General features: G+C 29.1%; 14 protein-coding genes. 6 read left to right on the top strand and 8 right to left on the bottom strand.

Annotated elements, in window-relative coordinates; genetic code table 11:
- Positions 1-22 precede the first annotated feature (22 nt).
- On the bottom strand, positions 23-613 hold the full coding sequence (locus ACMHJW_RS11420; RefSeq protein WP_413533545.1) for a hypothetical protein: 591 nt from the start codon (positions 611-613) through the stop codon (positions 23-25).
- A gap of 468 nt (positions 614-1,081) precedes the next feature.
- Here ACMHJW_RS11420 and ACMHJW_RS11415 point away from each other — a divergent pair, with 468 nt between their 5' ends.
- Complete coding sequence (locus ACMHJW_RS11415) at positions 1,082-1,849, top strand: superoxide dismutase (RefSeq protein ID WP_413533544.1); 768 nt, start codon at positions 1,082-1,084, stop codon at positions 1,847-1,849.
- Between the two features lie 92 nt (positions 1,850-1,941).
- Here ACMHJW_RS11415 and ACMHJW_RS11410 read toward each other — a convergent pair whose 3' ends face one another.
- The 7 genes from ACMHJW_RS11410 to ACMHJW_RS11380 form a co-directional block, all read right to left on the bottom strand.
- On the bottom strand, positions 1,942-2,301 hold the full coding sequence (locus ACMHJW_RS11410) for a hypothetical protein (RefSeq protein ID WP_413533543.1): 360 nt from the start codon (positions 2,299-2,301) through the stop codon (positions 1,942-1,944).
- Positions 2,302-2,401: 100 nt separating this feature from the next.
- Positions 2,402-3,961 (bottom strand): hypothetical protein, encoded by a 1,560-nt coding sequence (locus tag ACMHJW_RS11405; RefSeq protein WP_413533542.1) that lies wholly within the window; start codon positions 3,959-3,961, stop codon positions 2,402-2,404.
- Between the two features lie 40 nt (positions 3,962-4,001).
- Entirely contained in the window at positions 4,002-5,159 is a 1,158-nt protein-coding gene (locus ACMHJW_RS11400; RefSeq protein ID WP_413533541.1) for an HlyD family secretion protein, read from the bottom strand.
- A gap of 21 nt (positions 5,160-5,180) precedes the next feature.
- The gene (locus ACMHJW_RS11395) at positions 5,181-6,497 is read right to left on the bottom strand and encodes a TolC family protein (RefSeq protein WP_413533540.1); all 1,317 of its coding nucleotides are present in this window, start codon (positions 6,495-6,497) and stop codon (positions 5,181-5,183) included.
- A gap of 58 nt (positions 6,498-6,555) precedes the next feature.
- Complete coding sequence (locus ACMHJW_RS11390; protein WP_413533539.1) at positions 6,556-6,963, bottom strand: MarR family winged helix-turn-helix transcriptional regulator; 408 nt, start codon at positions 6,961-6,963, stop codon at positions 6,556-6,558.
- 369 nt (positions 6,964-7,332) lie between these two features.
- Complete coding sequence (locus tag ACMHJW_RS11385; protein ID WP_413533538.1) at positions 7,333-7,887, bottom strand: lipocalin family protein; 555 nt, start codon at positions 7,885-7,887, stop codon at positions 7,333-7,335.
- Positions 7,888-7,890: 3 nt separating this feature from the next.
- Positions 7,891-8,733: an alpha/beta fold hydrolase gene (locus ACMHJW_RS11380; protein WP_413533537.1), complete on the bottom strand. Its 843-nt coding sequence runs from the start codon at positions 8,731-8,733 to the stop codon at positions 7,891-7,893.
- Positions 8,734-9,008: 275 nt separating this feature from the next.
- Between ACMHJW_RS11380 and ACMHJW_RS11375 the strand changes: the two genes are divergently transcribed.
- From ACMHJW_RS11375 to ACMHJW_RS11355, 5 genes are read left to right on the top strand one after another with little or no spacing between them, the layout of a single operon-like run.
- Positions 9,009-9,701 (top strand): type 1 glutamine amidotransferase domain-containing protein, encoded by a 693-nt coding sequence (locus ACMHJW_RS11375; RefSeq protein ID WP_413533536.1) that lies wholly within the window; start codon positions 9,009-9,011, stop codon positions 9,699-9,701.
- Between the two features lie 30 nt (positions 9,702-9,731).
- Positions 9,732-10,781 (top strand): acetoacetate decarboxylase (ADC), encoded by a 1,050-nt coding sequence (locus ACMHJW_RS11370; protein WP_413533535.1) that lies wholly within the window; start codon positions 9,732-9,734, stop codon positions 10,779-10,781.
- Positions 10,781-12,169, top strand: coding sequence for an aldehyde dehydrogenase family protein (locus tag ACMHJW_RS11365; RefSeq protein ID WP_413533546.1), 1,389 nt, complete (start codon positions 10,781-10,783; stop codon positions 12,167-12,169). Before ACMHJW_RS11370 ends, ACMHJW_RS11365 begins: the two co-directional genes overlap by 1 nt.
- A gap of 33 nt (positions 12,170-12,202) precedes the next feature.
- Positions 12,203-13,138 (top strand): NAD-dependent epimerase/dehydratase family protein, encoded by a 936-nt coding sequence (locus ACMHJW_RS11360; protein WP_413533534.1) that lies wholly within the window; start codon positions 12,203-12,205, stop codon positions 13,136-13,138.
- Positions 13,139-13,152: 14 nt separating this feature from the next.
- Complete coding sequence (locus tag ACMHJW_RS11355; RefSeq protein ID WP_413533533.1) at positions 13,153-13,986, top strand: hypothetical protein; 834 nt, start codon at positions 13,153-13,155, stop codon at positions 13,984-13,986.
- Positions 13,987-14,016: the final 30 nt, after the last annotated feature.

The raw sequence follows: 14,016 nt of genomic DNA, 5'->3' as shown, positions 1-14,016 counted from the left end.
TTGTTGGCAGTAGATATATTAATTATGTATAAAAAAATGAAGGTGAACGTATTTCTAAATGTGATAAGCAGATTGAGTAATCGCAAAAAATATAATTGTATTCTGTTTTTTTGTATTTAATATCATCATTAATAATCTTACTTATGTACGTCCAAAAAAGCATACTATGATTGTAAGATATCTGATAAAAAATTCCAGAAACTGTTGATTTATTTTTAAGAAAAAATGATGATTCCTTATATGGTAAATAAGAGAATGTTTTATTTGTAAGAGAAGATATATTGGGATGAGTATTTTTGTTCTTCTCAACCACTAAATTATTTGAATTTTTATTTATTTCTTTCTTTACTTCTTCTTTTACTCTTTTTTCATGTACAACTTTATCTTTATTAGCAATATGTTTTATTTCAAACTGTGATGTAGATGTATTTTCATTAATATAAATAGTTGTATTCCCTTTTATTGTTACTACATTTTTAGAAATTGATGAAATAGAATCTTTACCCTCATTTGTTTCTGAAGCATGAGCAAAAACAAGAGTTGAAAAAAAACAAAACAATAATAGGTAAGTAGAAGTCGTATGATTGAGAGATATAAATAAAACTCTTCTCATAATCATATTTATTGGTTGGTTATATCTAATAAAAGGTTTTTATACTATTTTTTTTATAAAATATTAATTCTCTTTAACATGCATAAAAATATTATCATGACAAACATAATCAAAAAAAACAACTTAATACCTTATTGTTTAATTATTATTTGCAACATAATTTTTTGTGCGCTAATATTTTAAAAAATTGAAAATTCTAAAAATTGCGATTATTTCATTAAAAGTTGCATTATTCCTCGGATTGTTAAAATTTGCTTGATGTTTTTAAGGTGTAGAAATCCATTCTTGATGATGATTATAAATAATCATTAAAAATTATTTATAAAAAATATGAAATCGATAATTTCAGAAATAAATGACTTTAACATAAAATTAGAATAAATTAATTTTATATTCTATTGTTTTACTATACTTTAGTCACGATATTAATATCATAAATATCATAACTAACCATATAAATCAATTAAAATGAAAAAAGAAATCTTTTTGATGTCAATTTTAGGTGTTCTATTTTTTGCACCATTTTCTGAAGTAAAAGCAGATACTACTAATTTTAAAATCGAAAAACAAGATACTTTACAAGCTAAGAAATCTTTAGGAGATCCGACAGATGTAAAAGCAGATCCAGGAACTTTCCAAATAAAACCATTAAAATATGGTTACAATGATTTGAATAAATACATTGATGCGCAAACAATGGAACTTCATTACTCAAAACATTATTTGGGATATACTAACAAATTGAATGCAGCACTAAAAGATGCTAATATAAAATCGAATGATATCATTGAAATTTTGAAAAAAATGGATATGAAGAATAGTGCTTTACGTAATAATGGAGGTGGATATTACAACCACATGTTATATTTCGATATTATGTCTCCTAATCCACAAAAACAACCAACAGGAGAATTAAAAGCAAAAATTGATGCTACATTTGGTTCTACAGCAGAACTTTTGAAATTATTGGATGATGCGGCAGCTAAACGTTTTGGTTCTGGATGGGCTTGGCTGGTTGTAAAAAAAGATGGTTCTTTAGCTGTTACAAGTACAGCAAATCAAGATAATCCATTAATGCCTGGAGCAGAAGTTGCTGGAATGCCTATTTTAGGAATCGATGTTTGGGAACATGCTTATTACTTAAAATATCAAAACAAACGTGATGAATATTTAAGTGCATTTAACAATGTTTTGGATTGGAAACAAGTTGAAGAGAATTACAAAAAAGTAAAATAAAAACTTTTCACTAAGTAACATAAAAAGAAGCTTCTCAAATTGAGAAGCTTCTTTTGTATATATTTAATTAATATTTCAGTTATATTCTAAATTTAAATATCTTTTTGATTTAAAATTTCTTCTGGACTTAGATTTTTAGGATTAAACGATTCAACTTTTGCTCCTTTGTTTAGTTCTTCTTGAATAAGAATATTTCCTTTATCAACTTCTTCTCTAAATTTCGTAATCTGTTCTGATGAAAAACCTAACTCTTTGGCTAATTTTTCATTAATATATCCTTTTCCATCTTCGAATTTGAAAATTTTTAGAATTCCTAAATTATATTCTTTCGTTCCTTTTTCCAAACCTTCTGTTTGATGCTGAATATCTACAATTGCATCATTTTCTGAACAAGAATAGAAGAATGAAAATGTAAAATATATAACTAAAAGGTGAATTAAATTCTTTTTCATATTGTTGAATATTACTTACAGAGATTAAAAAGATATTTCTTATTAAATTATTCTTTGTAATAGATTCATCAAAAACAATACCTTATTCATTATTAATTCATTAAGAACTAAGCAAATTCACATCATCCATAGAATTCTTCTTTTTTCTTCTAATCATTTTTCTTAATAAAACTATTCTTCTAAAATGAAAACTTCCGTAAGAATGAGTGAATACGTAAATTAATATCGGAACAATTAACCAACACAATGATCCTAAAACAATTTTTAAAGAAGCCATTAATGAATTAAGCATTGTGTTCTGGTAAATCATCATTCCATTTGGAATTTCGCCAACATCAAGATAATTCGAAATATCATTTAAACTTTGCCATTGAGATTGATAGGTTGCCCAACCAATAATTGCTCCTCCTATAGCTGTTGCTAAAAATGATCTTAAAGCAATAAGTATTGCCATCATTCCCATTAATTGATCCATTGATAAATTTAATGAAGCATAAAACCAAATACCAATAAATAGGATTCCCATAGCTAATCCTTTTAATAACATAGAATATTCTAAATAGCGAATGTCCATTTGTGGTTGAATAATTAAATACAAGCATAACAGATGTAAGAAAAAGCAAAAAAATCCAAGCGCAATATAATATTTAATATACCATTTGTTCTTGAAGCCAAAAAATGCTAATATTCCTGCAACAATTATCCCAGGTATCATCCAGAGATTTGTATGTGCATTAACTAAGTTATTATATCCTAAAACACCTACTGCATATTGTGAATAAATTGATGAACTTGCTTGATAAATACCAAAAAAGAGTAATAATACACTTGCATGAATTACATTTTTTTTCGTGAAAGCACTAAAGTCAATTAATTTACGAGCCAATAAGGTTTGTCTGTAAACCAACCATATAAAAAAAGTAACCCCAACTATTAATGTTCCTACGATGTAAGGAGAGATAAACCATCCTTGTTGTTTCATAAAAACAAAGAAATAATTCAACGACATGAATGATATACTTAATAACACAAGAGATAACCAATCAATTTGATACAAAGGCATCTTAAAACAGAATCTTTTATTATGTTGAAAAATTAGAGACAACATTGCAATAGTCAACATGATCGCCGACATTGTAAAATAAGGTGTCTGCCAATTTCCATCAAAAACTATTGATGCAAAATAATAAGCAAACAACTGTCCTGAAACAATAGACAAAGGATAAAATACAGAATAAAACTTTCCTCGATCTCCTGTAGGACTTACAACAAACATCAAAGGCAATACCATTTCTATAAAAGGAAACATTTTAATGAATCCAATAAAGAAACTACATACAACCAACACCCAAGGTTTGTCGGTCATTCCACAAATGTAAGATAGGATAGCAAGTAAAATAGAACAGAAAGTGATGATTTCCTTAGATCTAAATCTCATTTTGACACGAAAAATAATCAAAAAAGCCACTCCCATTCCAATATAACCGGCATTATTAGCAAGCGAAATATATTCTGTATAAGTTGCCAATGCTCCTGAAACATTAGTTACTGTACTTGTATATACACCCGAAATGGACATCATCGGAAATAATATCACAATGATTAATAACAACATGACTGGTTTAGGAACCCAGCTTGCGAACGGATTTTTCTCGTACATATTTTTATTATATTATGCAGTTTTAAAAATTTAGAATCAACTATTTTAAAGTTACTTCTACATTCATTCCTGCACGTAATTGTTTCAAATCTTCCGATTTATTATTTTTCGTAAACTCTATTCGAACTGGAATACGTTGCTGTACCTTCACAAAATTCCCTGTTGAATTATCAAGTGGAACCGCTGCATACTTGGCTCCTGTTGCTCCAGATATAGCTGTGATTTTTCCTTCGAATTCTTTGCCTCCCAGCGCATCTACTTTTATCATTGCCAATCCGCCGATTTGCACATTATTCATTTGTTTTTCACGATAATTAGCTGTTACCCAAATGTTATTAATATCTACAATAGTTGCTACTTGCTGACTTGGGTTTAGCAATTGTCCAATGTTAACTGTTCTTCTCCCCATAATTCCGTCATGTGGAGCAGTAATCACCGTATAAGAAAGGTTAAGTTTTGCCATTTCTAATGCATTTTCAGCACGTTTAATTTCAGCATCATTCAAACCTAATTTTGATTGCACTTCATTTACAGACAATTCACTTGTAGTTTTGGTATTAATTACAGATTGATATTGAGAAATTTGTGCTTCCAATTGTGCTCGCTGAGCTTGGTAATCCGATTTTACTTGATCAAACTGTTGTCTCGTTACAGCTTCATCTTTCAATAAATTTTCGTAACGTTTATAATTTTGTTCAGCATTCCACAAACGTGCTTTTGTCGCTTCTATATTTGCTTTTGCTGATTGAACATTCGAGCCAACTGTATTTACATTATTCGCTACTGTTCTTACAGAACTTTCTGTTGCATTACGAGAAGCTTGTGCTGCCATATAAGCGGCTTCTGCTTGCCCAAGTTGTGTCAATATTTCTCGGTTATCTAATATCAATAATGTATCTCCTTTTTTTACATATTGATGTTCCGTAAATCGAATTTCTTTTATATAAGCAGAAACTCTTGTATTAATTGGATTAATGAACGATTCTACTTGTGCCGCATTCGTATAGCGATCATTTCCTACATTGAAATAAGATTTTATCACAAAAAATAATCCTACAAGTACTAAAATGAATACAACTATGTTTCCAATTTTTGTCCTACGTTTCTTCTTATTTTTTTTATGTTGTTTTGTTAATTTTTCATCAGAACTATGTTGTTCTTTATTTTGATGATTTTCTTGTTCTTTATTCTTTGACATTTTTATCTTTTTTTACCTTTATTATAAGTTTCCACTTTCTTTTAATAGCTTGTAATAAGCATATACAATATTGATTTGCGAATTTGCGAACTGAAGTTCTGAATCTAATTTAGAATTACTCGCATCAATCAAATCCAGTAAAATAGCCAACTGATTGTTGTATTTACTATTCATAATACGATAATTCTCATCTGCCAAATCTTTATTCGTTTTTAGCGTATTATTTTGTGTAATCGCTTCATTGTATTTAATATGAGCTGCATTAACCGCAACATCTATCATTTGTTGAACTTCATTTACTTGTGCTTTCGCTTTATCTTTTTCAAACTGAACTTGTTTTACTTTTTTCGGCGTTTTATACAAAGCATCAATACTAAAATTAAGTGAAAGTCCTATATTCCAACTATTCGCATACATATCTACAGCTGGACTTGTTGTTGTGATTGGTCTTGCCAATTTGTTTCCAGCAAAAGCTGATAAAGTTGGTAACATTTCTGCTTTTGTTATTTTTTCAGAAACTTCATATATATCAATCGTTTTTTCTGTCATTAAAACTATAGGATGATTTTCTGCTAGTTTTCTGTAATCATCTAGCAATAATACTTGTGGAATATCAGCTAAAAGAGTTTCGTCTGGTAAAATTTGCGTATCATCAGCCAAACCTAGCGCGGTTGTAAGTTGTTTATTCAATATTTGTTGATTATTTTCGACAACTTGCAAAGCAAGATTTAAATTAGAAGATTGTAATTCACCTCTAATTACATCGTTTCGGGTTACCATTCCTTGATTATAGAATTTTTTAATATTTTCTAAACGCTGATTAGCAAGTTGTATATTTTGCTGATAAACAATTTTCTGATTGATTAATTTATACAAATCAAGATAATATCCTAATACTAAAAGTTTGATACTTTGTTCATTCGATTGATAATTTAACTGCATCAATTCTTCTCGCAACGATTGCGCTTTGATACTGTTTCTTACCGTTTCTCCTTTCCATATTAATTGATTTGCATCTACCGAAAAAGTATTCCCGAAATGTGGCATATCCACTCGAGTACTATTGGAAAAATCTTTATCAATTACTTGTAAATCGCCTATATAATAAGCTTGTAAACCAGTATTTAAACTTGGTAACATTGCATTTTTAGCAACTTCAATTCCTTGTTTGGCGATAGCAATATCTGCTTTAGAAACGGATAGCTTCGGATGATTTTCTTTTGTCAGCTGAAAAAGCTCTTCTATCGAAATTCTTCTTTCAGAAACTTCTTGTGCATACACTACGTTAGTGGTCAAACCTATAGTAAATAGTAAGACAGTGATTAATTTTATGTTCATTTATTTTTAATTCGAATCAATATTATTTAATATCAAGTATCTTAAAATAAGTACTTTCTTATTCCATCATTTTTTGATGAATTCGTTGAAGAACTTCTATTGTATGACTAAGTTCTTCAGAAGAAATATCTCGCAGAAACAAATCGTACACTTCTTGAAGTAATGGGATTAATTTTGCTTGATAATTTTCTCCTTCTTTTGTCAATGCTATCAGATTATTTCTTTTATCACTTGGATCTGGTTTACGCTCTACTAATCCTCGCTTTGTCAAATTATCAAGCAAAGAAGTAACACTTGCTTTATCTTTATTTGTTTTAAATACAATTTCTCGTTGATTAATATTGTCTTTCTCCCAAAGAATATATAGAACATCCAACATCTCTATCGTCATATCAATCTGATGCTCTTTCATTTTTTTCATAAAATGATTACGAACATCTTTTCGGATGTCTCGTATCGATTCCATAAGACTTGTGAATTTTGACAAATCTTCCTTATCCTTAATTTTCATGGCGCGAAGATACATTTAATAGTTCGTTATCAAACCATATTACATAAAAATAATTTGATAACGAACTATTTTTTATTTTATGAAGTAGTATTGATGATATGAATCGGGAAAATAACATTATTTAAAATATTAAATATCAATTAGGAACATACAAATCAAACGATAAACTTTCCTTATTTTCAAGAGTTAGAAACACAAGAAATTTTGAGAAATTAAACTGATAATCTCTCAAAATAAGTTTGTTGAAGAACAACATTTTAGACAATAAAAGGGTTTTTCATACTATATTTTTAAGTATATTATTATTTTGATTGTATAAGGAATTTAATCTTCTTGTGCAGTCCAAGTAAGTTGATCTATCGCATAACCATTTTCTTTTGCATACAAAAGAAACTTTTGTTTAGTTGCTTCAGAAATCGTTTTTTGACGGGATAAAATCCACATATAATCATGACTTTCTCCAAAAACTAAAGCTGTTTCATAATCTGGTTCCATCAACACTATATTATATCCTGAATAAAAAGGTCCAAAGAAACTAACTTTTAAAGCTCCTTTTCCTTCTTCTCTATTAAACTGGGCTTTTCCATGCGCTTCTACCCATTTATCTTCCTTATAATCAAAACCTCTATTATGAACATCCACCATACCATTCTTATTCAAGAAATAAGTAGCTGTTACATAATTCATATTTTTTTCATATTTAAAATCTAAGCGAGCAATCTCATACCATTTTCCCATATATTTTTGCAGATCGAAGTTTTCGACTGCTAAAACATAATCTGGAATTTTTACTTTTCTGTAATTGAGCCAAGCATAGCTTAATCCTCCTAAACCTAATAAGGTTAAACTTGAAATGATTGTTTTATTTAATTTTTTCATAACTTAATCCTCTTTATGTTCTATACCTAATAAAAATTCAAGTAAATCCATATTCAATTCCTCTTTGTGTGTAATATTCAAACCATGAGGAGCATCTTCATATACAATATAAGTTGACTGAGGAATTAATTCTGAAGCCTGATCACCAGCAGTTTTTATTGGCACTGTTTGATCTTCTCTTCCATGTATAATTAATGTTGGAACATGAATCATTTGGCATTCTATTCTAAAGTCTGTATTCATCCAAGCTAATGCCGCTTTTAAAGTCGCATAAGGAGAAGCATGTGAAGAAACTGAAAAATCAAAATCTAATTGTTGTTTACTCACCGATCTTTTTAATAATCCGTAATTATAAAAATCTTTATGAAAACCTTCTAAAAATTCTAATCGACTTGTTTGAAGTTGATCAACAATTTCATCTAATTTTTTCTGAGGAACACCATGTTTATTATCTTCAGTATGTTTAACTATTGGAATAATAGAACTTATTAAAGCAATCTTAGAAACATTCTTATTACCATAATTGGCAATATAACGCACAACTTCTCCTCCACCCATCGAAAAACCAACCAACACAACATTTTTCAGTTGTAATTCATCAATCAATGCATATAAATCTTCTGCCAAAGCATCATAATCGTATCCATCCCATGTCGCACATGATTTTCCGAAACCTTTACGATCATAAGCTATACAGCGAAAACCTGCTTCTACTATTTTTGGAATTTGATATTCCCACGATTGTAAACTTAGTGGCCATCCATGGATTAAGATAACAGGTTGCGCCATTTTATTCCCATAATCTACATAATGTATGTTATAACCGTTTCTTTTCAATTTAGCCATAATAATTATTTTTTGTGATTTGTATTTGCTATTTATAATTTTCATAACAAGCATTAAGCCAATAATCACATTTTTAAATGTTTAACATTTTAATCATTTCAAAAAAACATAAAATTGAAAAGAGATTATTTTGTTCATTTCACCAAACTATTGAAGATTTCATAAGATTCAAATTTTATAAAAGTCAGAGATTTTGTTACAACTCTCCTTTTTTGGGTTACTTTTTGTAACATTTTGTATTAGAACTTTGTATCATCAAAAATCAACAAATAATTATGACTGAAGTATTGATTATCCTAACGAATATAAATCACTATGCCAATAGCAAATTAAAAACTGGTTTATGGTTAAGTGAATTGACACATTTATACCATGCTGCTATGGAACAAGGTTATAATATAACTTTAGCAAGTCCTAATGGTGGTCCTATTCCTATTGATCCTGAAAGTCTAAAAAAATTCTTGATAGATTCAGTTTCTAAAATGTATTATCACAATGTCAATTTTATGAAGAAACTAAATAATAGCAAAGCATTAAAAGATATTGAGAATGAAGACTTTGATGTGATTTATTTAGCTGGTGGACACGGAACTATGTATGATTTTCCAAATGATGTCGTGATGCAAAAGATGATTCAACATCAATATGAAAATAATAAAATAGTTGCAGCTATTTGCCATGGTGTAAGTGGATTATTGAATGTAAAATTATCCAATGGAGAATACCTTATAAAAGGTAAAACTATTACAGGATTTAGCTGGTTTGAAGAAACTTTGCCAAATAGAAAAAATAAAGTTCCTTTCAACTTAGAAGCTGGCTTGAAAGCAAGAGGTGCTAATTACAAAAAAGCATGTATCCCGATGACTTCTAAAGTTGTTGTAGATGGTAAATTAATTACTGGACAAAATCCTTTTAGCTCCAAAGAAATGGCAGAAGTCGTAATAAAAGAAATAAATAAAATAAAATAAAATAAATAGAAACAATTAAAATTAATAAAAATGAAAAAACTAAAAATTATATTTATTATCGTGATAATTGGAGTAATACTTCTTTTCATTCCCAACTTTTTTCTAAAAAGTGCAGTAATTAACAATCTCTCTGATAACGGAAAATTTAGATTGTCAAATAATGATACAATTAGTAAAAATGATACAATTATTAACTTAGGAGATCATAAAGTACCAGTATTGAAAGGAGGTTTATTTAGTAGATTTCATTCCAACTCACCTCTTTCGGTTGTTGCAAAAGAAAGACCTGATATAGATCTGAGCTGGTTTAAAACAATTAAAAAAGAAAGAAAAGATGTCGGCTTTATTACATATTCTCCTAATTTTTATTATAGCAACACAAGTATTACTGCTATTTATACAGCAGATATGGAAGAAATAAAAAAATTAATTCCAACAGAAGTGCAAGAGTTGGTAAAACCTATTTCGTATACACCAAATAGAGGGTTAATAGCTATTACTTCGTATGCCTATCATTTCTGTGACAACGATTTTTATAACGAATTGTCTATTTCTATCGTAACAACAGAACCAAACAAAAGCAATTTGGGACTTATTTCTTTAATGGGAGAACTTAATAACAAAAGTCTATGGGGATATGTTTTAAAATTGCCTGTAGATACTGAATTAGCTAGAGTTCGTGGAGTTGTAGGTTACAATTTACCAAAATGGTTAATTCCAATTGATTATAATAACGAAGGAGAAAATGTAAGCTTTACTTATTATGATGAAAAAGGAAATGTGGATTTTTCAATGGTAGGTAAAAAATTAAACATCACAAATGAAGAACCTGAGATTAGCCGCTCTAATTTTATTAACCTAAATACAAAAGGAGAACTAACACACGGATATACAGATGTAAGAGCATTGAAAAAAGCATCAAGTAAAAAAGCTGAAGACATTGAACTAAATCTTTCAAATGGCTCTTTATCTACTTTTATCAAATCTTTAGGTCTAAAAAAATTAGTCCGTTATGATTACCAACCAGAATTTCAAGCTGCCTTATATACTCCTGAATTGATTGGTGAGAATAAAAAATAATCAATCACAATCAAAAAAATCACAAAATGAATTTCACAAATATATTTCAATCACAAAAGGCTTTTTTTAAAAAACATCAAACAAAAGATGTAGAGTTTAGAAAACAAACCTTAATCAAGCTGAAAGAGATTCTTACAGAAAATGAAAATCGTTTATATGATGCGATTTACAAAGATTTTCGTAAAGGTTCTTTCGATACTTTTTTAACAGAATTGAATATGGTTTATAACGAAATCAATTATTTTCTAAAAAATCTAGACAAGTTAACTAAACCAAAAAAAGTAAAAACACCTTTTAATTTACAACCAGGATCCAGCCATATTTATGCCGATCCATTAGGAGTTACATTAGTCATTGGAGCATGGAATTATCCTTATCAATTAACATTGGTTCCTTTGGTTACAGCAATTGCTGCAGGTAATACATGTGTAGTAAAACCAAGCGAATTACCTGAAAATACAATGTATCTTTTAGCTGAATTAATAAACAATAATTTTCCTTCTGAATATTTATATGTAGCTGAAGGAGGTATTCCCGAAACTACTGAATTACTGAAATTACGTTGGGACAAAATTTTCTTTACGGGAAGTCCAAAAGTTGGGCAAATTGTGTATGAAGCAGCTGCAAAAAACCTTGTTCCTGTTGTACTAGAATTAGGAGGAAAATCACCAGCAATTATTACAAAAACTGCAAACCTTGAAGTAGCTGCAAAACGTATTGTTTGGGGAAAATTCCTGAATGGAGGTCAAACCTGTATTGCACCTGATTATTTGTTAGTTGAAGAATCTATTAAGGATAAATTTTTACAATTATTGAAAGAAAAAATTGAAGAAAATGCTTATACAGAAGATGCAGACCATTACACAAGTATCATAAATAAAAGAAATTATGACAGAATTCTAAACCTAATTGATTCAGATAAAATGTTTTATGGTGGAAAACACAATAAAAACAAGCTCTATATTGAACCAACTATCTTAAATGATGTTAATTATAAAGATGCAGTAATGCAAGAAGAAATTTTTGGCCCAGTTTTACCTGTAATTTCCTTTACAAATTACGATGAAACATTGGAGAAAATTATTGAGGGAGAGAAACCTTTAGCGGCTTATCTTTTTACTAATAATAATGAAGAAAAAGATAATTTTTTAAATAAAGTTTCATTCGGCGGAGGTTGTATCAATGACACTTTAATGCAAATTACCAGTGATTATCTTCCTTTTGGAGGAATAGGAAATTCTGGCATTGGGAATTACCATGGAGCATTTGGATTTGATACTTTCTCTCATCAAAAATCTGTTATTGAAAGAGCAACTTGGGCAGAACCTGATTTGAAATATCCACCTTATACAGATAAAAAGCTTCACTGGCTAAAAAAAGTAATGTAATAATCAATTTATTTTAAATAAAAAACAAAAAAAATGCAAGTGATATTAGGTGCCAACGGACAAATTGGCGAAGAATTAGCAAGAGAGTTGAAACGAAATTTCACCTCAGATATTAGAATTGTGAGTAAAAATGCTCAAAAGGTAAACGACACAGATGAAGTTTTTTCTGCGGACTTAATGATTAAGGAAAAAGCAATAGAAGCAGTAAAAGGAGCAGAAATTGCTTATTTCACTTTAGGATTGCCTATTAGCTCAGATATGTGGGAAAGTTATTTTCCTAAAATTTTACAAAATATCATTGAAGCTTGTAAAGTCAACGGAACCAAATTAGTCTTTTTTGATAACACTTATATGTATCCTCAAGACGATAGAAATCTGACTGAACAAACTCCGTTTCAACCATTAGGTAGAAAAGCTAAAGTAAGAAGACAAATGGCAGAAATGTTATTAAAAGAAATGAAATCGGGCGAACTAGAAGCTGTTATTTGTCGCGCTCCAGAATTTTATGGTCCAGGAAAAACACAAAGTATTACCAACACTTTTATTTTTGATAATATCAAAGAAGGTAAAAAATTAAAAGTGCCAATTAGTGCTAATAAAAAAAGAAGTTTAATTTGGACTCCAGATGCAAGTCGCGCCACAGCTTTAATCGGAAATACACCAGATGCTTACGGACAGACTTGGCATTTACCTGTAGATGAAAGCCATCCTACATACAAAGAATTTATCGCTCTAGCTTCTAAAATATATGGTCGAAATTTAAAATTTTCAGTTATTCCAAAATTTTTATTTCAAATCATAGCTTGGTTCAATCCTAAAGTAAAAGAACTGCTAGAATTATTACCAAGATATGCATATGATAACTTATTTGACGATAAAAAATTCAGAAAACGTTTTCCTGATTTTAAAGTAACTAGCTATAAAGAAGGAATTGAAATCATAAAAAGTGAACAATTTAGTAAAAAATAAAGCGTAAATTAGTCATGTACAAATCAGAGAATCAGCAAATGAAAGCGCCTTCAAAAGTTTCATCAATTAATGAATTACATCGATTTTTAGGTTTGAGCAAACCAGCACATCCATTAATTAGTGTATTCAATTTTGATGAAATGAAGCTAGAACCTGAAACTTTTTTAAGTGCCATAACAACCGATTTTTATGTTGTGGCATTAAAAAAAGATTGCGCCGGTGGTAAATTTCGATATGGCCAGCAATATTACGATTTTGATGAAGGAATTATGTATTTCATTGCGCCAAATCAGATTATGCAATTTGAAGATATTTTACTAAATGGCGTTAAAGGATTTGTATTGGTGATGCATCCCGATTTTTTACAAGGATTTCCGTTAGCAAAGCAAATAAAAGATTATGGATATTTTTCTTACACAACAAATGAAGCGCTTCATTTATCCGAAAAAGAAGAAAAATCGATCATGCATATTATAGAAAATGTTAGCAAAGAAATAGATGATAATATGGATCTTCAAAAAAAAGATACAGAACTTTTAGAATTTCATATCGAAAATGAATACAAATCAACTTTGGGCGATTTATATATTCAGACTTCCGATGATGATAAAATTTGGGTTAAAACAACTTATCCATTTACAACCTATGAAGTAGATTCTGTAGAAGAGCTTTTATATATTTTAGAAGGCTTATTTTTCAATCAATTATTTTGGGTAATTAGTTATGAAGACAATGATTGGGATGATACTTTTTTAATGCTAAAAGATCAAGAAATTAAAACCGAAGAAGGATTCACTTATAAAATTCTTTCTTGGAATGGAAAAGATGATAAAGTGATTAATGCTTAATCTCTTCATCAAAAAATCTCCTATTTTTAT

Origin of the sequence: Empedobacter brevis, from assembly GCF_965118635.1 — a bacterium.
In the GTDB taxonomy this organism is placed as follows: Bacteria; Bacteroidota; Bacteroidia; order Flavobacteriales; family Weeksellaceae; genus Empedobacter; species Empedobacter brevis_A.
Note: the sequence above shows the minus strand (reverse complement) of the source record. Positions and strands in the feature narration are given on the sequence as shown.